The sequence below is a fragment of the Paraburkholderia sp. BL21I4N1 genome (assembly GCF_002973525.1).
In the GTDB taxonomy this organism is placed as follows: Bacteria; Pseudomonadota; Gammaproteobacteria; order Burkholderiales; family Burkholderiaceae; genus Paraburkholderia.
Map to the genome: position 1 here is coordinate 437,618 of NZ_PVEN01000006.1, position 17,735 is coordinate 455,352.

The 17,735-nt window shown below is 60.4% G+C and carries 19 protein-coding genes and 1 pseudogene; 10 read left to right on the forward strand and 10 right to left on the reverse strand.

Annotated elements, in window-relative coordinates:
- Positions 1 to 62: 62 nt before the first annotated feature.
- The 3 genes from B0G83_RS18840 (at position 63) to B0G83_RS18850 (ending at position 3,926) form a co-directional block, all read left to right on the forward strand.
- Complete coding sequence (locus B0G83_RS18840; RefSeq protein WP_105508882.1) at positions 63 to 1,682, forward strand: sugar ABC transporter ATP-binding protein; 1,620 nt, start codon at positions 63 to 65, stop codon at positions 1,680 to 1,682.
- Positions 1,679 to 2,680 (forward strand): ABC transporter permease, encoded by a 1,002-nt coding sequence (locus B0G83_RS18845; protein WP_105508883.1) that lies wholly within the window; start codon positions 1,679 to 1,681, stop codon positions 2,678 to 2,680. Before B0G83_RS18840 ends, B0G83_RS18845 begins: the two co-directional genes overlap by 4 nt.
- A gap of 97 nt (positions 2,681 to 2,777) precedes the next feature.
- Complete coding sequence (locus B0G83_RS18850) at positions 2,778 to 3,926, forward strand: substrate-binding domain-containing protein (protein WP_105508884.1); 1,149 nt, start codon at positions 2,778 to 2,780, stop codon at positions 3,924 to 3,926.
- A 153-nt stretch (positions 3,927 to 4,079) separates the two neighbouring features.
- Here the strand turns inward: B0G83_RS18850 and B0G83_RS18855 are convergent, their stop codons facing one another.
- Entirely contained in the window at positions 4,080 to 4,526 is a 447-nt protein-coding gene (locus B0G83_RS18855) for a hypothetical protein (RefSeq protein ID WP_105508886.1), read from the reverse strand.
- Positions 4,527 to 4,747: 221 nt separating this feature from the next.
- Here B0G83_RS18855 and B0G83_RS18860 point away from each other — a divergent pair.
- Positions 4,748 to 4,948, forward strand: a pseudogene (locus tag B0G83_RS18860) (glutathione S-transferase); the annotation flags it as partial.
- Between the two features lie 49 nt (positions 4,949 to 4,997).
- On the opposite strand, the gene B0G83_RS18865 reads toward B0G83_RS18860, so the two are convergent.
- The 3 genes from B0G83_RS18865 to B0G83_RS18875 all read right to left on the reverse strand — a co-directional run bounded on the left by B0G83_RS18865 (position 4,998) and on the right by B0G83_RS18875 (position 7,432).
- On the reverse strand, positions 4,998 to 5,333 hold the full coding sequence (locus tag B0G83_RS18865) for a hypothetical protein (protein WP_105508887.1): 336 nt from the start codon (positions 5,331 to 5,333) through the stop codon (positions 4,998 to 5,000).
- A 118-nt stretch (positions 5,334 to 5,451) separates the two neighbouring features.
- Positions 5,452 to 6,285, reverse strand: a complete 834-nt coding sequence (locus tag B0G83_RS38680; RefSeq protein ID WP_181156950.1) for a hypothetical protein — start codon at positions 6,283 to 6,285, stop codon at positions 5,452 to 5,454.
- A gap of 247 nt (positions 6,286 to 6,532) precedes the next feature.
- On the reverse strand, positions 6,533 to 7,432 hold the full coding sequence (locus tag B0G83_RS18875) for a LysR family transcriptional regulator (RefSeq protein WP_105508888.1): 900 nt from the start codon (positions 7,430 to 7,432) through the stop codon (positions 6,533 to 6,535).
- A 154-nt stretch (positions 7,433 to 7,586) separates the two neighbouring features.
- Between B0G83_RS18875 and dld the strand changes: the two genes are divergently transcribed.
- A complete protein-coding gene (gene dld / locus B0G83_RS18880; protein WP_105508889.1) occupies positions 7,587 to 9,326 on the forward strand; it encodes a D-lactate dehydrogenase in 1,740 nt (579 codons plus the stop codon).
- A 41-nt stretch (positions 9,327 to 9,367) separates the two neighbouring features.
- On the opposite strand, the gene B0G83_RS18885 is transcribed toward dld, so the two are convergent.
- Positions 9,368 to 9,586: a hypothetical protein gene (locus tag B0G83_RS18885; protein WP_105508890.1), complete on the reverse strand. Its 219-nt coding sequence runs from the start codon at positions 9,584 to 9,586 to the stop codon at positions 9,368 to 9,370.
- A 214-nt stretch (positions 9,587 to 9,800) separates the two neighbouring features.
- Here B0G83_RS18885 and B0G83_RS18890 point away from each other — a divergent pair, with 214 nt between their 5' ends.
- Positions 9,801 to 10,124: a hypothetical protein gene (locus B0G83_RS18890; protein ID WP_105508891.1), complete on the forward strand. Its 324-nt coding sequence runs from the start codon at positions 9,801 to 9,803 to the stop codon at positions 10,122 to 10,124.
- Positions 10,125 to 10,155: 31 nt separating this feature from the next.
- On the opposite strand, the gene B0G83_RS18895 is transcribed toward B0G83_RS18890, so the two are convergent.
- A complete protein-coding gene (locus B0G83_RS18895; protein WP_105508892.1) occupies positions 10,156 to 11,268 on the reverse strand; it encodes a helix-turn-helix domain-containing protein in 1,113 nt (370 codons plus the stop codon).
- A gap of 257 nt (positions 11,269 to 11,525) precedes the next feature.
- Positions 11,526 to 12,104, reverse strand: coding sequence for a TetR/AcrR family transcriptional regulator (locus tag B0G83_RS18900; RefSeq protein WP_105508893.1), 579 nt, complete (start codon positions 12,102 to 12,104; stop codon positions 11,526 to 11,528).
- Between the two features lie 122 nt (positions 12,105 to 12,226).
- On the opposite strand from B0G83_RS18900, the gene B0G83_RS18905 reads away from it, so the two are divergent.
- Together B0G83_RS18905 and B0G83_RS18910 are read left to right on the forward strand one after the other, a co-directional pair.
- Positions 12,227 to 13,204: an SDR family NAD(P)-dependent oxidoreductase gene (locus B0G83_RS18905; protein WP_105508894.1), complete on the forward strand. Its 978-nt coding sequence runs from the start codon at positions 12,227 to 12,229 to the stop codon at positions 13,202 to 13,204.
- Positions 13,205 to 13,396: 192 nt separating this feature from the next.
- Entirely contained in the window at positions 13,397 to 13,945 is a 549-nt protein-coding gene (locus B0G83_RS18910) for a cytochrome b (protein ID WP_105508896.1), read from the forward strand.
- 19 nt (positions 13,946 to 13,964) lie between these two features.
- On the opposite strand, the gene B0G83_RS18915 is transcribed toward B0G83_RS18910, so the two are convergent.
- Together B0G83_RS18915 and B0G83_RS18920 are read right to left on the reverse strand one after the other, a co-directional pair.
- Positions 13,965 to 14,408 (reverse strand): hypothetical protein, encoded by a 444-nt coding sequence (locus tag B0G83_RS18915; protein WP_105508897.1) that lies wholly within the window; start codon positions 14,406 to 14,408, stop codon positions 13,965 to 13,967.
- 53 nt (positions 14,409 to 14,461) lie between these two features.
- A complete protein-coding gene (locus tag B0G83_RS18920) occupies positions 14,462 to 14,947 on the reverse strand; it encodes a DinB family protein (RefSeq protein WP_105508898.1) in 486 nt (161 codons plus the stop codon).
- 125 nt (positions 14,948 to 15,072) lie between these two features.
- On the opposite strand from B0G83_RS18920, the gene B0G83_RS18925 reads away from it, so the two are divergent.
- Together B0G83_RS18925 and B0G83_RS18930 are read left to right on the forward strand one after the other, a co-directional pair.
- Complete coding sequence (locus B0G83_RS18925) at positions 15,073 to 15,687, forward strand: TetR/AcrR family transcriptional regulator (protein WP_105508900.1); 615 nt, start codon at positions 15,073 to 15,075, stop codon at positions 15,685 to 15,687.
- A 165-nt stretch (positions 15,688 to 15,852) separates the two neighbouring features.
- On the forward strand, positions 15,853 to 16,380 hold the full coding sequence (locus B0G83_RS18930) for a hypothetical protein (protein ID WP_258167955.1): 528 nt from the start codon (positions 15,853 to 15,855) through the stop codon (positions 16,378 to 16,380).
- Positions 16,381 to 16,403: 23 nt separating this feature from the next.
- On the opposite strand, the gene B0G83_RS18935 is transcribed toward B0G83_RS18930, so the two are convergent.
- Positions 16,404 to 17,705: an aspartate aminotransferase family protein gene (locus tag B0G83_RS18935; RefSeq protein WP_105508901.1), complete on the reverse strand. Its 1,302-nt coding sequence runs from the start codon at positions 17,703 to 17,705 to the stop codon at positions 16,404 to 16,406.
- Between the last annotated feature and the right edge of the window lie 30 nt (positions 17,706 to 17,735).

The window sequence follows — 17,735 nt, forward strand, 5'->3', positions numbered from 1 at the left end:
AGTTTTCCGAGCGCACGACACAAAAAAGAAAAGCGTCGACATTGACGAAGGAGACATGCCAGATGAGTGAACCGGTTGCGGTCGCGGCCGCGTCATCGCCTCAGGTTCCATTGATCCGTGTAGCGGGCGTCACCAAACGATTTGGCGGCGTGCAAGCGCTGCGCGGCGTCAACCTCGACGTGCTGCCCGGCGAGGTCCATGCGTTGCTCGGCGAGAACGGCGCAGGCAAATCCACGCTGATCAAGATTCTCAGCGGCGTGCACGCTTACGACGAAGGCGTCATCGAAATCGACGGGCAGAAGGTGGCATTCGACTCGCCGGCGCGATCGCGCGAGGCGGGCGTCGCCGTGGTCTATCAGGATCTGAGCCTGGTCGAATCGCTATCGGTCGGCGCCAATCTGATGCTGGGGCGCGAGCCTCGCACGCGACTCGGCTTTGTGAAGAACCGCCAGTTGATGGCCGAGGTCGGCGAATTTCTGCGCTCGCATGGCATTCCGCTCGATCCGAAGACGCCCGTCGGCGCATTGCCGTTCGCGTACCGGCAAATGACTGAAATCTGCAAGGCGTTGATGGGCCATGTGCGGGTACTGATTCTCGACGAGCCCACGTCGGCGCTTACAGGCGGTGAAGAACAGATCCTGTTCGACGCGATTCGCGCGGTGACGGATCGCGGCGTGGGCGTGATCTATGTGACGCATCGGTTGAATGAGGTATTCCGGATTTCGCAGCGCGTGACCGTCTTTCGCGACGGTGCGAACGCCGGCATGTTCTTGACCGCGCAGACCGATATGAAGCAACTGGTCGCGGCGATTGTCGGTCCGAAACATGCGGCGTTGCAGGCGAAGGCGGGGATTGCTGGCGACGACATTTCTATTGCCGTGCCCGCTACGAATTCCGATGTCGCCACCGCTGAGGTGCTCAAACTCTCTGGCGTGAGCAACGACCGGCTCCGCAATGTCGATCTCGTTGTCGAACGTGGCGAAATTCATGGGCTCGCGGGATTGATCGGCAGCGGACGCACCGAGATTCTGCAGACCGTTTTTGGACTGAGAAGCGTTGAAACCGGGATGGTCGAAATCGACGGCCTTGCTCGCTCCCGCCTCTCACCCGCCGACGCGATCCAACTCGGCGTGGCGCTCGTGCCGGAAGATCGTCACCTCGAAGGACTCGTGCTCGAACATTCGATTGAACGCAATCTGACCTTGCCGCAATTACCGCAATTTTCCCGCTGGGGATGGTTGCGCAGTCAGGCAGCCGAGCATCAGGCGAAACGCTCGATGAAAGAACTCGCCGTGAAAGCACCGGGTTCGTCGACACCGGTCAAGTTTCTATCCGGCGGCAATCAGCAGAAAGTGGTCTTCGCCAAGTGGAATCATCCGCGCCCGAAATTGCTACTGCTCGACGAACCGACTGTCGGCGTCGACGTCGGCGCGCGCGAGGAAATTTACGGCGTGGTGCATGACGCCGCGCGGGCGGGCACCGGCGTGCTTGTCGTGTCGTCCGATCTCGACGAGTTATTGCGCCTGTGCGACCGGATTTCGATCGTCGCGGACGGCAGCATCGTCAAGACCGTTGCACGCGCCGAACTCGCCAATGCCGAAGCGTTGCATCACCTGATTCAACTTTCCCGTTCTTCTTTCGAGTCCCATGCAGGGACTGCCGCCGGAGCGCACGCAACATGAATGAATCTGTCTCGCCGCTGACGGCCGAACGGCAAGCCACCCTGCCGCAGAAAAGCCGCGCCCGGCGCATCGCGCAACTTCTCCTGCAAGGCGACCGCCCGTACGCGCTGTACGGCGCGTTCGCGATTCTGCTGGTGGTCTTCAGTTTCGCCTCGCCGTGGTTTCTCTCCATCGACAACTTCCTCAATATCGGCCGCCAGACCGCGCTCGTTTCCATCATCGCGATCGGCATGACCTTCGTGATCATTGCGCGGCAGATCGATTTGTCGGTGGGCTCCACGCTCGCGTTGTCGGGCATGTCGGCAGCCCTGGCCATGGCGTATGTAGGCGATAACTGGATCGTCGGCGCGATTGCGGGTATCGGTACCGGAGCGATAGTCGGCGCGCTGAACGGCGTGGTGACCACGCGGCTGAACATCCCCTCCTTCCTGGTCACGCTCGGCACCTTGAGCGCCGCACGCGGTCTCGCGCTGATGGTGACGACGACCCATCCCGTCATTATCAGTAACGACTCGTTCATCGCGATCTTCGGCGAAGGCGATATTTTCGGCGTACCGGTGCCGATTATCTGGACCGTACTGGCGGTGATCGCCGGCATTCTGCTGCTGCACTACAGCGTGTTCGGGCGGCAGATCTATGCCGCCGGCGGCAATCCGACGGCCGCGCTCTACTCCGGTATCAACACGCGCCGCGTGACCAAGCTGGCGTTCATTCTCACCGGCATGCTGGCCGGACTCGCCGCGCTCGTGCTGTCCGCGCGTTCGCATGCGGCGCGGCCCGACGTGGTGCAAGGACTCGAACTCGACGTGATCGCCTCGGTGACGCTCGGCGGTTGCAGCCTGTTCGGCGGCCGCGGCTTCGTGCTGGGCACGCTGCTGGGCAGTCTCATCATCGGGACGCTGAATAACGGGCTGGTGCTGCTCGGCGTCAGTTCGTCGCTGCAACTGGTGATCAAAGGGGCAATCATCGTCGCGGCGGTGGCATTTACCAGGAAGTGACGAGGGCACGTCGACCCCATGTGCCCGCGTGTTGTTCGTGAATGGCAGGAGACAGGCAAAGCCGTACTACAAACGTGAAGACCAACGGAGGAGAATCATGAAGCAATATCGTCGTGGCTCGAACAGGGTATTAGGTGGCGTCCTTGCGGCAGCCGCCGTTGCAACGCTGGTTTCGTCGGGGGCTTACGCGCAATGCGTGACCAGCCTGCCGGTCGGTTCGATCGGTCCGAAGACGATTGTCGGCCAGGGGCCGAACGGCGAGAAAGCCGCTTCCGTGGACGCCGTGCAACTGAGCGCCGCCGACGTCGCCAAGATCAAAGCCGGTAAATTCAAGGTCGGCATTTCGATGCAGACCATGAACCTCGACTGGTCGCAATTGCAGGTACAAGGGATTACCGACACGCTCAAGAAATACGGTGTGGAAGTGATCGGCACGGCATCCGCCGAATACCAGGTCGACAAGCAGATCGCCGATATCGAGAACACGATTCAGCGCCATCCAGATGGGATCATTTCCATTCCGGTCGACGGCACTGCCACGGCCGCCACCTACAAGAAAGTGTCGGAAGCCGGCATCAAGCTCGTGTTCATGGACAACGTGCCGACGGGGTTGAAGCATCCGGAGCAATACGCGTCGATGATTTCGGCGGACAGCGAAGGCAATGGCCAGATCGCGGCGAAGGTGCTGGCCTCGTGCGTGCCGAAAGGGTCGACTATCGGGCTCGTGAATTTCGGGGTGGATTATTTCAGCACGAAAGAACGCACCAAGGCTGTGAACGACTGGATGAAGAAGAACCGTCCGGACCTCAAGATCAAGCAGGTCGATTTCACCGATCCGTCGAAAGTCGGGCAGATCGCGGGGGACTTTCTGACGGGGAATCCGGACGTGAAGGGTTTGTTCGCCGTTTGGGATCAGCCGGCGCTCGACACGCTGACGTCGATGCGCGCACAGGGCGTGAATATTCCGGTGACGACGGTCGACCTGGGTCTGCAATCCGCGATCGAAATTGCCAAGGGCGGACCGCTTAAGGCCACGGGCTCGCAACGTCCGTACGACCAAGGCGTAGCCGAAGCATTGGCGATGATGAAAGCGCTGATCGGACAGACACCGCCGGCGTGGATTGGCGTGCAGTCGTTGCCGGTGGTGCAGTCGAACGTGCTTGAATCGTATAAGACGGTGTTCAAGAAGGATCCGCCGCCGCAACTTGCGGATGCATGCAAGAAGGCGAAGCCGGCTTGCGGTTGAGTTGCGGGTGAATGGAGTGAGTCAGGCGAAGCACTTGGGTGATTGGTATGCGTGCTTCGCCGGCCTCGACATGCAACGCACGCCGCCGGGAGACTCGCGCCACCGTGCCGTCCGGTGCCGGGTCTCGCTTGCCGTTCAAGACAGGTCAGTACCTCAATGCCCGTTGCAATAGACGGCCGTGAGCAGAAACGGAATCACCTCGTGAACGGTCGCCTCGCTTCCCGCGCGGCGCACGCTCGCTTCGACCGACGCGGCGGGAGCGGTGACCACCACGCCGTACGTCGACGGTTTGACGGGTTGACCGCTTCCCCGCTTGAACATCGGCTCGTCCTGCTCGTAGCCGAACACCGCGTACACGTGAAAGCCGAACGCGCTCAATTTGGTCCCGTGCGTCGGACGAAACGAGTTGACCGAGTTGGCTTCGATGCGCATGGGTTTCGGGTCGATGGACTGGTTGTCCAGCAGCGCGCCGATAAATTCGTGCGGGCTCGAGGTGCAGTCCATTTGCCGATCGAGTTCGTCGGCGTAGCACGGCAGCGGGGAAAAAGTGACCCCCAGCGACGCAATGGCCGCCAGCGTATTGAAAACGGTCGATTTCATCGTCCTACCCCGACGAGTCGTTCATGTCTTACTGTGCCATGTTTGGCGCCGATCGTTCGTGCGGTGGCAATCAATGCCGGCGATATGGTGCACTGTGTCGGTGCGTGCTTTCCAACTCACGCCGTTGCCGCGACAGCGCGCGGAAATGATCGAGGTCGGTGCGCGGTATGCTGTTTGACGCCGAGCTACGGCTCGATAAACAACGGTCGGACACGCCTGTTCTGATGGGCGACGTATTCACGATCGCCAACGCTTATCTGTTCGCGCTGACCGGTTGGGGCAAGGTCGCGTGGATGAGATCGGTGTACAACGCCGACATCGATTTCACCCCACTCGCACACCTGCATGCCTGGCACGAGCACGTGCGGAAGCGGACCGCCGTGCAGCGGGTTTTATGCAACGAAGGTTTGTCGAACGAGTAAAGGGGCGTCCCCATCGAAGCGACGCCCTTCATGCTTCCTGTCACGCAGCTCACTGCCCGATCTGCCGGCTAACCTGATTTTCCTGCTGATTCAAAGCGTGTTGATCGGTCCGCGTGATGTGACTATTGTCCTGAGACGCCATATCGCGTTCCTCCTGGCGAATTTGCCGATCGTCGTGATGCAGGGTCTGCGCCTCGCCCTTCGACATCTGGCCATCCTTCACTTCCCGATGAATCCGGTTGTTCTGATTCGCGAGACGGCTATTGACCTCGACGCGCCGCGGATGATTCGCGGCCCATTCACCCGCTTGCGCCGTCGAGGCGGTAGCGATCGTTCCGGCGGCAGCGGCCATCAGGCTGAAAAGAAGCGCTTTGTGATTGAACATGATGTATCTCCCTGTCGAGTTAGGTTGGGCGGCTTCGATCCGCTTACCTTCTTAAACGAGGGAGTGCTACACGTCCTGTCGCCTCTCTGTGTAAGGACGTGTAACGTGAAGCAGGTGCTTACTGCCATCCGCTATAGTCGGCGGGCTGCACCGAATAGCCGTATCGAACCGGACGCGGTTGCCGATAAGGACGCGCCCAATAAGCGCGCCGATATCCCGCGTAGGCCTGCGGGCGGCGGACCATCATGACCGGCTGAACCAGGACCTGCGGAGGCGGCTGCGGCACGTACGCCTGTTGTTGCGCAACCATCGCCACATACTCGACACGCTGCGGCGCTTGAGGCGGAGGACCGTAGGCCTGCGCGACATACGCGGGCTGCTGATACTGCGGATACTCGTCCTCCGCTTCAGCGTATGCCGGCGCTTCGGCGTAGTTCTGCGCCTCCGTGTATTCCGGTGCCGGCTGATACTGCATGGCCCGTGGCGGCGCATATTGCGGCGGCTGATACGCCTGGCGATATTGCGGCTGCGGTTGCGGTTGTGGTTGCGGTTGTGGTTGCGCCGGCAACGCACGCTGCGCTATCTGCGGCTTCTGTACGGAAGTCACCTGCGCCTCCTCGTCGCCCGGCATGCCTTCGGGAAGCGGCGGCATCACCTGCGCCGCGGCGGCCTTCGGCGGATGCTTCAATTGCTCGCGCAACGAGGTGTACGTCTCGGCGTCTTCCTTGGCCCGCGCGTTGTAGCCGTTGTGATAGGCATCGCTCAGATCTTTCAGGCGCGCGTTGTTTTCTTCGTCGGCCGTCATGCGCTCTTCGCCCGGGTCGAGCGAGGCATCGGTCGCGCCCTTTCCATAAGCCGATGCCGGCCCGTCGGCGCGCGCGGACACGGGATGTAACAGCCCGGCAAAAGACACCAGCGCCACCGAAATACCCAGCAGCAGTTTCGTTCCCATGGTTTCACCTCGATAGGCAACGCGACAACGGACCTGTGTGATCGACGGCGATCGAATCCGCTCCACTGAAGAACGTGATGTCGACGCCGGCATGTCTCTACGTTATCGACGCTTTGCGCGAGGTCCTAAAGGGTAAAACGGAGCAAAACGCACCAGGGAATATCCGAAGCGGCACGGGCGAATCCATGCAACGCACGATCGCAACGCCGCATGCTTACGAATCAGAAACTCGCCGCTTACATGACCCTCACCGTGCACGCGCAACGGCTCGCTGTTGGCGCAAAATCCTGACAAAGTTCAGCACGGTCGGCGACTTTTCGCGCGGCCGGTGAATCAACGCAATGCCCGTCGACAGCGGATTACCCTGCAACGCGTGATACGACACGCTTTCCACCTGGATTTGCCGGATTGACGCGGGAACCACGGCGACGCCGAAGCCGGCCGCCACCAGATTCGCCGCCGATGAAATCTGCGGCGACTCCATGCCGATTGCCGGCGCGAAGCCGGCCTCCTGGCAGGCGGCAATGATGGAATCGTAGAGATCCGGACCAATGGGTCGCGGAAAAAGAATAAACGGATCAGCCGCCAAGTCCGCGAGAGGGATACGCCGGCGTCGGCTCAAACGGTGGTTCGCCGGCAACACGGCCAGCATGTCTTCGTCCACGAGCGGTTCGACGACCAGATCCCGGCAGTTCAGTGGCATACGCACCAGCGCGGCGTCGAGTTGCCGCTCGGCGACTTTATCCAGCAGCAGCGAACTATTGCTCTCCTCGCAACTGATCGACACACGTTCGTACGCATGCCGATAGCGTTGCATTGTCGTCGCAACGGCCGGATGAAACACCGTGGACCCGGCGAAGCCGAGCGAAAGCCGCCCCGTCTCGCCCCGGCCCGCATTCTGCACGTCGACGAAAGCCTGCTGCGTATCTTCAATGATGCGTCGTGCGCTCTCGCGAAACAGCCGCCCCGCCTCGGTCAGTTCAACGCGGCGTGGATGCCGGATAAACAGCGGCGTGCCGATCTCCCGTTCGAGCTTCAGGATCTGCTGGCTCAAGGGCGGTTGCGCAATCCCCAGATGGGTCGCGGCGTCGGTGAAATGCAGATGCTCGGCGACGGCGAGGAAATAACGCAGCTGGCGCAATTCCATATGTTTTTCGTCTCCAAATAGCAACTTCGAGATATTGGACTAATGACCGGGCTGATTTTAACCTTCACGTCAACCTGATGCGCTCAAAGGTCGCAGCCCAAACCATCGGACGAAATCGATGCGCGTCATACCCAACACCTATGAGGAGAAGTCGATGTCCGCAGTGCACACGCCGCCAGTCGCCGCCCGGGACGATGCCGCTCTAACGTTGATCGCGGAGCTACGCGCTATTGTCGGCAAAAAGCACACCTTGACCGACGACGCCGCGACCCGGCGCTTTCGCACGGGCTTCCGTTTCGGCGCAGGCAAGGCGCTCGCGGTAGTCCAGCCCGGCACGATCGTCGAGCAATGGAAAGTGCTGCAGGCGTGCATCGCGGCGAACGTGATCGTGATCGCGCAGGCATCGAATACCGGCCTCACCGGCGGCTCGACACCCGACGGCGACGACTATGATCGCGACATCGTGATTGTCAGCACGAGCCGAATGAAGAAGGTGATGGTGATCGAAGGCGGCAAGCAGGTGGTCTGCCTTCCTGGCGCCACGCTCGATCAACTGGAAAAAACGCTGAAGCCGCTTGGCCGCGAGCCGCATTCGGTCATTGGTTCGAGTTGTATCGGCGCGTCGGTATTGGGTGGTGTCTGCAACAATTCGGGGGGCGCACTGGTGCAGCGGGGCCCGGCTTATACGGAAATGGCGGCATTCGCGCAGGTGGATAGCACCGGCAAGCTGCAATTCGTGAACCATCTCGGGATCGAACTCGGCGGCACGCCCGACGATATCCTGGACCGGCTGGAGCGCGGTGCATTCTCGGACGCCGACGTCCGGCACGATGCGGGCGCCGGATCCGACCATGGCTACGCGAGCCATGTGCGCGAGATCGATGCCGACACGCCCGCGCGATTCAACGCGGACCCGCAGCGCCTTCATGAAGCGTCAGGCTCGGCCGGCAAGCTGATGGTGTTTGCCGTGCGGCTCGATACGTTCCCGATCGAACAGAACGCGAAAGTCTTTTATATCGGCACGAACCGCCCCGACGAGTTCACCGAAATCCGCCGTCACGCGTTGCACGACTTTAACGCCGTGCCGATCTCGGGCGAATACCTCCATCGGGACGCCTTCGATATTGCCGAGAAATACGGCAAAGATACCTTTCTGGCGATCAACTATCTCGGCACGTCGCGGCTGCCCGCGCTGTTCGGAATCAAAAGCCGCTTCGACGCGCTATTCGATCGTCTCGGCTTTCTGCCCTCGCATCTCACCGACCGCGTGTTGCAAGCCGCCAGCCGACTGTTTCCGAGCCATCTGCCGCAACGAATGAAACAGTATCGCGACAGATACGAGCATCACCTGATGCTGAAAGTCGCGGCCGACAGCGTCGGCGAAACGCGCGAGTTTCTCTCGGAGTTTTTCTCGACGGCGACCGGCGGTTTTTTCGAATGTACCGACGAAGAAGGCACGAAAGCATTTCTGCATCGCTTCGCCGCCGCCGGCGCAGCGGTCCGCTATCGTGCGGTGCACAGCCGCGAGGTCGAGAACATCGTCGCGCTCGACATCGCGTTGCGCCGCAACGATCGCGAATGGATCGAGACGCTACCGCCCGCGATCGAGGAAACGATCGCCATCAAGCTGTATTACGGGCACTTCTTGTGCCACGTATTCCACCAGGATTACGTCGTCAGGAAGGGCAACGATTGCCTGGCTGTCGAACATGAGATGTGGACACTGCTGGACCAGCGCGGCGCCGAATATCCGGCGGAACACAACGTGGGCCACCTGTACCACGCGAAACCGCAGCTCGCGGCGTTCTATCGGCAACTCGATCCGTGCAACTGCTTCAACCCCGGGATCGGACAAACATCGAAATTTTCCAGATACCGGGAGACCTCGGCTTAGGTCCAGCGCTCGCGTTCCCGATGAACCGGTATTGGAACGAGTCAGTTATGAGCCGCCGCATCTTCAAGGCTGGCGAGTACCTGACTCCCGTCATTGCGTGCGGCGTCTTCGAGCGAAAAAGTACTCTCACTGAACGCAATCACTTTGAATCCGCTTCCCAAACCTCGCGGAATCGTAATGCCCCAATGCCAGCCACCGGCTTGTTCGAAAACATGCAGTACAGGGACGGTCGGAGTGGGTGAAGACTGAAGCGTCGTCATGGCGCATTCTCCCGTCGTAGCAAAACTGCCAGCGCACCGATGCGGGCGCTCAACATTGAGTCTATAGGCTGTTTGCTGCATTGCAATAAAAAACTGTGGTGAAAATGTCAAATCTTGGGGTGTCACAATTTTGAAAAATACTGCCCTCCTATTTGGATGTGCGAGTATGGATTCACCAGCTTCAGAACTTAAGATTGTGATCCACGGGGGCTCCATGAGTAGTCATTCACTCATTTGGGCAGCGGTGCCGCACAACAGCGACGGCGTCGTCTTCCAGGTTCGTATCGTCCACGGACTGCAACGTTTCTACGTCTCGCGCCGCGTGCTCGAGCATGTCTTCGATCTCGAGCCGAAAGCCACCGACGCAAGACAACTCGAACTCTTCTACAAGTGCCTGAAGCGCATTTTGACGCGCGCCGGCATCAAGCGTTCAGTTGCCGGTTTGGACACGGTCGCGCTCCAGGCAACGGATTTCATCGTACCGGGCAGGAGCGACAGCAGTTCGACGCAGCGATCGATCTCGCGAGCCACGATTTAAGCACCGCCGCCGCGTACGTCAAACGTCCAGCTTACGCGTGAACGTGCGCTGCGTGTGCTACCTGTGTAGCGTGTACCGCCTGGCTCGCCGTCGGCCAGGTGGTATGACGCGCCAACCCGTCCCCTTCTCGCCGGAGTAATGGCGCATACCCGTGCAAATCGCGCGGCGCGATATCGAACGCGCGACGAAATGCGCGGTTGAAACTGGATGCGCTGTTGAAACCGAGGCCCGCCGCAATGTCCTGCACTTCGAGATGGGGAAAGCGGACCAGTTCATCGGCCGCCATGCGCAGCCTGCGACTGGCGATATAAGTGGCGAGTCCGCCTTCATGTTCGAACAGACGGTACACGCTGGCACGCGACACATGCAGCGACGCCAATATCCGCTCCGTCGACAAATCCGGATCATGCAGATGCGCCTCGACATAGCGCCGCACCTGTCCATACACAGCGGCACGCACCGCTGCGCGAGCGTTGCCGGATAGGCCCGCTTGTCGGCTGAATGCGGCCGCCAGCAATTCGACCGCGGTGAGGAAGGACTGACGCGCGTCTTCTTTGCTCAGTCCGACGATCTGCCGATTGAGCGCGATCAGATGTGCTATCAACGCGCGCGTCAACGGCGTGGTCGCCTGGATCTGGCGGCCATGCAGAGAAGCGGCGTCAGGGAAAGCTTTTTCGACCAATGCGCGCGGCACGAAGAACAACAATATCCGGCCATGAAAGCTCCGAACCGCACATGGCTGATCCATATCCAGCGCAAGAATCGTCGGCACGGATGCGATGGGCGATGCATCGCGCCCTCGCCTGCCACTCACGAATTCACCCGGTCGGCCTTCCAGAAACACACTAAAGGAAACGTCGCGAATGTTCTCCGTCGACACGCGCCCTAATGACCGCACGGCCAGATTCGGGCCGGTGCGGAAATGGAAAAAGCTGAGGTCGTCGATCGAATAGCGGGACATTGCCGCGTCGAATGTTTCGTCGGCGCGCTTCGAAGCAGGCTGAATGTCATAGACCGGATTCATGCGTTCCTGCCACGCCAGGAAGCTATGACGGGCGTCGCCCTGCACGCTGAAATTGCTGTGCACGATTCCCGGTGCAAGCTGGGGCGGCTCGGCCGCTAACAACAGGTGGCTCAATGGCATACAGGCGGGCGGCGGATCGCGGGCTCGTTGGTGCGCACTGCTGGTGGGTGCCAGTTGCGTTCCACCTTAGCGGGCGCGTTTGCCTGCCGGGTCGGAAGGCCACTCCCGCGCACTTGGAGGGTGGCGAGGAAGCATAACGCGTCTGGGCTACCGGCGCTATCGGGCGATGCCAGCCACGCGACGCGCGGAGTGAAGGCGTCGCATCGCATGACGTTATCGGCGCGTTAGTTGTCCGCGCATCGATCCGAAAACCCGTGCTATTCCTGCGGACGCGATCCGAGCAACAGGATATCGACGAGCCTCTTGGCACTCTGCTGCCAGTCCGGCGCGGACGCGACATTTGAAACGCCGATGAGTGCGCGCAGCAGATCCAGCGGATCGAGATCCGCGCGGATATCACCGTTAGCCACGGCACGCGCAACCAGCGACTGGTTCGCGTCCATGATCTGGGCCCCGGACGATTCGAACAGTTTGGTCGTCCCGCCGACAATCGAATTCAACGCAGGCGCAATGATCTTCTTCGTCGCAATGTAGTCGATGAAAAGCGTCATCCAGGCGCGCAGCGCTTCGAGCGGCGGCAGCGAATCGGTCAGCTTGCGCGCCTCCTCCGCCAGTTTCTCCACCTCGGCGCGGTAGACGCTCTCCAGCAACGCGTCGCGCGTCGGGAAGTGCCGGTATAGCGTACCGACGCCAACGCCGGCCTGGCGGGCCACGTCCTCGAGGCTGATCTCGCCTTGCGCGTGGGTAAACGCCGTTTTTGCGACCTCGAGAATGCGCTGGCGATTGCGTAGCGCGTCGGCCCTGGGTTTGCGTTCTTTGGGTGTCGGTTCGTTCATCGATACGTTTAATTGCTTGCAAACGGAGGCTGGCTCCGTTTAGTATTGTTAAAAGCGGAGGCTCACTCCGTTTTATCCCGGGCAGGGAATGACGTCAACTCTATTGTGATGGAGTAGCAAAGATGACCGAGAAATTGGGTGCGACCACAACGACCGACGAGTTACTCGCGGGCGTGGACCTTCATGGCAAGCGAATTCTCGTAACGGGTGTGTCCGCCGGGCTGGGCGTAGAAACGGCTCGGGCGCTCGCCGCGCGCGGAGCGAGCGTGATCGGCGCGGCCCGGGACCTGAAAAAGGCCCAGCAGGCGACCGCCGACGCACAACGCGAGGCCACCGCGGCAGGCGGCAATATCGAGTTGATCGAACTCGATCTCGCGAACCTCGCGAACGTTCGCGCTTGCGCCGACAAGCTGCTGGCGCAAGGTCAACCGCTCGACGTGATCATCGCGAACGCAGGCGTGATGGCCACGCCGTTCGGCAAGACAGCGGACGGCTTCGAGACGCAGTTCGGCACGAATCATCTCGGGCATTTCGTGTTCGTGAATCGCGTGGCGTCGCTGATCCGTTCGGGTGGCCGCGTGGTCATGCTGGCGTCGTCAGGACACCGTTTCGCGGACGTGGATCTCGACGATCCCAGCTTCGAGCACACGCCCTACGATCCGTTCGTCGCATACGGTCGCGCCAAGACCGCGAATATCCTCTTTGCGGTGGCCTTCGACCAGCGCCATCGCGCACGCGGCGTGCGGACAGCGGCCGTTCATCCGGGCGGAATCATGACGGAACTGGCGCGTCACATGGGCGAAGGTCAGTTGACCGCCATGATGGAAAGCATCAACAGTCAGCTTGCGTCGGAGGGCAAGGGGCCGTTCCAGTTCAAGACGGTTCCGCAAGGCGCGGCGACCTCGGTATGGACCGCGGTGGTGGCCACAGCCGACGAGGTCGGCGGCCAATACTGCGAAAACTGCCATGTCAGCAAAATCGTTGCGGACGACGTGGTCATTACGCCGATTAGCGAAGGCGTTCGGCGTTATGCACTCGACACGGATCACGCTGCCGCGCTCTGGCGCAAAAGCGAAGAGATGGTCGGCGAATCGTTCTGACGCAACACGCTGAGCAACACAATCCATTACAAAAAAGCCGCCTTCCGACCACGATCCCGCTGGAATAAGTCGAACGACATGGGCGTTTACCACCCATGTGATCGTGTCGAAGGTGGTGCTTTGGGCGCTTGTTACGCTTGCTGCGCTTCACTCTCACGTGGTCTTCAGCCATTCAACACCGGGAGTGAATCCATGCAGTCGTCCAAGCGCGCCCCCTCGTATTCGAAGCCCGCCATGTTCTTCCATTGGACGACGGCGGTGCTGATCGTCGTGGGGCTCTTTGCCATCGAAATACGCGGGCCTAAAGGATCGGATAGCCGACTTTTCTGGAACGCCGTTCATATCTGGGCAGGCTCGCTGATTCTCGGCTTGTCGGTTTTGCGCTTGCTGTGGCGGCTCTGGCACGGTTCGCCCGCGGAGCTCGCGCACTCTCCGGTTCAGCTCTTCATGGCGCGCCTCACGCATCTCGCGCTCTATCTGCTGATATTCGTGCAGCCGCTGCTCGGCATCGCCATGGTCAACACCGGTGGAAATGCCGTGACGCTCATCGGCATGGGATGGCATATCCGCCTGTTTGGAGCCGATCCCGTCGCCCATCAATTCCTTCACAACGCGCATTTTCTGATCGGTAACGCCGCCTATTGGCTGATCGGGTTACACACGTTCGCGGCGCTCGCGCATCATTTCGTGTTTCAGGACGCCACGCTCACGCGTATGACCCGGCTTTCCCGCGATAGATAAAGTCAGCGCGGTGGCGTGTTCAATCCGCCGGCCGCGTCTCCTCTTCCCAGTTCTGGTGAACGGTATTGCGGCGCGGCGTAATCGCGATCAACACCGACGGTTCATGCACGATCAGGCGATGCCATTGCGCAGCCGGCACGACGAAGGCCGCTTGCGCAGGCAAACGCGCGGAGCGTACCGTCGGTCCATCGCGCACTTCCACCGAGAGCGAACCGGACGCCAGAATAAGAAGTTCATCTCCGTCAGGGTGCATTTCCCACGTTGGATAGTGCACATCATGCGGGCCGCTCACCTGAAACATGGCGAGCATGCGGCCGTCCGCCAACTCGGGATCGCTGCCCGATTTTCTCAGGATCTCGGCGGTTTTCGCATAAGAGCGTACGGTTCCATCTCGTGCCAGAAAGACACAGGTGTCGTTCAGGTGAAGCGCCGCCGAACCGTCATGAAGTGGTTGTGGATTCATTCTTCTCGTTCCTCTTATCGAATGAGTCATGTAGACAATTGCTCAGGCTGCACTCAGGCAACGGCTTCAAGAAAATCTGTCATGCGGTCCTGATTCGGCATGATGTTGTTCTTCAACAGCAGCACCCCTGCGTTGCCGCGATGGTAGGTACCGTGCAGGCAGACATGCAGAAGCATTTCGCCGCGTGTCATGCGGGCCGGCGTGCCATTGATATAAGCGAAATCCACGGTTTCCCCGGCAGCCTGCGCGGATAGCGTGTCGACATAGGAAACGTACCAGCCGTCGACCTCCATCGCGTCTTTAGCGAGTCGCTGCAGGTCGGGCATGACATCCGAACGCGCCGCCTGAAACCCGTGCGGCAGCCCCTGAAGATGATGCTGAAAGACCCGCTCGACAACGAAGATATGATCGAGAATACGCATGATGTTCGCGGCGTCCTCGGCGTTCAGTCGATCGATGTGATGGTCGACCACCTCATAGAGGCCACGGCTCGCCCAATGCTGATAGCGCACGAGCTGCGAATAGGGATTGGTGTTCATGACGTGATAGCGTGATGGGAGTGAATGGCGCCGCTGCGGCGCCCCGTGATTGCGTCCATCGAATATCGGACAAATCACTGGAATTGACTATTCGCTTTTCCCGAGCACGCTTATAATGCCGCCCAATGGACGTAAACCCAAGGAAAGCGCCGCGTCAAGCGCGCGCTAAAGCGACCGTCGACGCGATTGTCGAAGGCACTATTCAGGTTTTGCTGGACGAAGGCTATGAAAGCTTTACGACAGCACGAGTGGCCGAACGCGCCGGCGTCAGTGTCGGCACCTTGTACCAGTACTACCCGAACAAGGCGGCGCTGGCCGTGGCCGTAGTCGACCGCTGCTGCGACGAATTTGTGATCGCTTTCGAAACCGCGCTCGACGATAGTAAATGCATAACACTGGACGATTGCATACGCGCGCTCGTCGACTTCGCGTTCGTCTCACATCACGTGACACCCGAACGTCATCGTTGTGTAATCGAACTGGCGCCGCGGCTCGGCGTGGCGAACCGCACGGAAGTCGTCAGAAAGAGAGCGGTAAAAGTACTCGAATCCACGCTCAGAAAACATGCCGATGAAATCGCGCCGGACATCGATTTGAGCGTCGCCGCGACGATGATTGAAACCACCATGGAAGCGCTCGCTCATCGCGCGGTACTGACCGATCCGGCGCAAACTCAGAATGACTCGTTAGCCAAGGAAGCCACCCGATTGATCACGCTTTATCTGTCCACCAACAAATGAACGCTCGCGCATAACTCGTGCACGCCATGCTGATAGACTGCCGCAGCGTTTCAGCGACGAAGATATGCGTATTAAGCGAGTCGGCGTGAAGGCAATTCCTTTCGCATGGATTGTTCTGCTGCGCGGGCTGCATGGTCAAATCAAAACTCGGAGGGAGCTTCTGCCATGTCGTTATTAAAATTTCACGAAGGCCGCAGCATCCAGCGCGGCGTCGTGTCGTCGGTAAGTCTATGTTTCGTGCTGGCTTTGCTATCCACCCGCGCATTGGCCGACGACGCGCAGCAATGCGCCGCTAATGCAGGAACGCTGCTCGTCGGTCAGGTCGTGTCCGCCCCCACGTTCAAACACGGAATGTTTCGCAAAGGCGTCGAGCTGTCGCACACGCATTTAACACTGAAAGGCGACGCGGACGGAGCGGATTACGACGTCGCAATCGACAACGTCTTCGCGTCGGGTTATCAGCAGGGTGCAGCCGTCGTGCCGCCGCCGTTGAACAGCATTGCGGTGGGCGACAAACTCGAACTATGCGGCCTTCCTTTTCAAGGCGGCATTCATTGGGTTCACACCAATTGCGGCGATACCCCCACCGCACAAGATCCGAATGGATGGTTGAAAGAAATCGCGGCAGACGGCACCGTCGGCCCCAGTTTCGAGGACAGTCAGCAATACTGCTATCTGTGGCCGCATAACTAGAAAGAGTCTCAATCTGCGGCGGGTCAGAGAGAACGCTCGATCGCCTGCCGCAGCAGTGCCAGACCCAGGTCGATCTCTTCTTCGCGGACAGTCAGCGGCGGCGCGATTCGAAATACACCGCCCATTCCCGGCAATTGCACGATGTTCATGCTGAGCCCCAGATTCATGCACTCGCGGGTGATCTTTGCGCCGAGGCCATCCGCCGGTTCCTTCGTGCGACGATCCTTGACGATCTCCATTCCCAGCAACAGCCCGCGTCCGCGAATGTCGCCGATACAATCGAAACTTTCCATCAGATCCAGCAAGCCGCGTTTGAGTCGCGCACCCATCACGTTCGCGCGCTCCACCAGCCCCTCGCGCTCGACCACGTCCAGCACGCGCAGACCAACCGCAGCGGGCAGCGGATCGGACACGTGAGTCGTATAGAACAGGTAACCCAATTCGTGAGCGCGCTCTTCGATCTGCGCGGTGGTCACGACCGCCGCGAGCGGTAGACCCGCGCCGAGTGTCTTCGACAGCGTGAGAATGTCGGGCGTGACGCCGTCGCGCTGACACGCGAACATCGTGCCGGTACGTCCCACTCCGGTTTGCGCTTCGTCGAGGATAAGCAGCATGCCGCGCTCCTCGCATTTGCGCTTCAGCGCGGCCATATAGCCTTCCGGTAATTCGATGATCCCGCCCGAACTGAGAATCGGCTCGGCAATAAAGGCGGCGAGATTGCCGCTGGATTGACGGTCGATGAGATCGAACGCGTAGTCCAATTCCGCCAGGTAATCGTATTCGCCGTGACGCTCGAAACGCGGTCGATACGGAAACGGCGCAGGAATCGCGTAAGAGCCGACCGCTGCGGGACCGACGCCTTTTCGACCCGCGCTATAGGTTGCGGATGCGGCATTCCCCGTCATGCCGTGCCACGACTGCGCAAAACCGACAATTTCATATTTGCCGGTGACCAGCTTCGCCATGCGAATAGCCGCTTCGTTCGACTCCGCGCCGGTGCTGAGCAACAATGCACGGTCGAGTCCGTCGGGTGTGATGTCGGCGAGGCGCGTGGCGAGATCGACCACCGGACGTGACAGCATGCCACTGAACAGGTGGTCGAGCTTGCCGGCGTATTCGTTGATGACGGACACGATGTCCGGATGACTGTGCCCAAGCACCGCGCTCATTTGCCCCGACGTGAAGTCGAGGATCGCCCGGCCATCCGCGTCATAAACAAAGCTGCCCTGAGCGCGCTCGATAATCAGCGGCTCGAAAGTGCCGCCGTAGCGGATCAGGTGCTGCCTGGCGTTGCGCCAGAACGTTGCGTCGTCGTTGCGGGACACGGTGCTTCTCCTTGGCCGGGTGGCGGGAAT

Coding starts and splice junctions, on each gene's coding strand:
- B0G83_RS18900 (WP_105508893.1), bottom strand. CDS start 12,104: ATGAACGAACCGACACCCAAAGAACGCAAACCCAGGGCCGACGCGCTA.
- B0G83_RS18890 (WP_105508891.1), top strand. CDS start 9,801: ATGAGTAGTCATTCACTCATTTGGGCAGCGGTGCCGCACAACAGCGAC.
- B0G83_RS38680 (WP_181156950.1), bottom strand. CDS start 6,285: ATGGGAACGAAACTGCTGCTGGGTATTTCGGTGGCGCTGGTGTCTTTT.
- B0G83_RS18925 (WP_105508900.1), top strand. CDS start 15,073: ATGGACGTAAACCCAAGGAAAGCGCCGCGTCAAGCGCGCGCTAAAGCG.
- B0G83_RS18855 (WP_105508886.1), bottom strand. CDS start 4,526: ATGAAATCGACCGTTTTCAATACGCTGGCGGCCATTGCGTCGCTGGGG.
- B0G83_RS18895 (WP_105508892.1), bottom strand. CDS start 11,268: ATGCCATTGAGCCACCTGTTGTTAGCGGCCGAGCCGCCCCAGCTTGCA.
- B0G83_RS18910 (WP_105508896.1), top strand. CDS start 13,397: ATGCAGTCGTCCAAGCGCGCCCCCTCGTATTCGAAGCCCGCCATGTTC.
- B0G83_RS18920 (WP_105508898.1), bottom strand. CDS start 14,947: ATGAACACCAATCCCTATTCGCAGCTCGTGCGCTATCAGCATTGGGCG.
- B0G83_RS18850 (WP_105508884.1), top strand. CDS start 2,778: ATGAAGCAATATCGTCGTGGCTCGAACAGGGTATTAGGTGGCGTCCTT.
- B0G83_RS18930 (WP_258167955.1), top strand. CDS start 15,853: ATGTCGTTATTAAAATTTCACGAAGGCCGCAGCATCCAGCGCGGCGTC.
- B0G83_RS18840 (WP_105508882.1), top strand. CDS start 63: ATGAGTGAACCGGTTGCGGTCGCGGCCGCGTCATCGCCTCAGGTTCCA.
- B0G83_RS18905 (WP_105508894.1), top strand. CDS start 12,227: ATGACCGAGAAATTGGGTGCGACCACAACGACCGACGAGTTACTCGCG.
- B0G83_RS18845 (WP_105508883.1), top strand. CDS start 1,679: ATGAATGAATCTGTCTCGCCGCTGACGGCCGAACGGCAAGCCACCCTG.
- B0G83_RS18885 (WP_105508890.1), bottom strand. CDS start 9,586: ATGACGACGCTTCAGTCTTCACCCACTCCGACCGTCCCTGTACTGCAT.
- dld (WP_105508889.1), top strand. CDS start 7,587: ATGTCCGCAGTGCACACGCCGCCAGTCGCCGCCCGGGACGATGCCGCT.
- B0G83_RS18865 (WP_105508887.1), bottom strand. CDS start 5,333: ATGTTCAATCACAAAGCGCTTCTTTTCAGCCTGATGGCCGCTGCCGCC.
- B0G83_RS18875 (WP_105508888.1), bottom strand. CDS start 7,432: ATGGAATTGCGCCAGCTGCGTTATTTCCTCGCCGTCGCCGAGCATCTG.
- B0G83_RS18915 (WP_105508897.1), bottom strand. CDS start 14,408: ATGAATCCACAACCACTTCATGACGGTTCGGCGGCGCTTCACCTGAAC.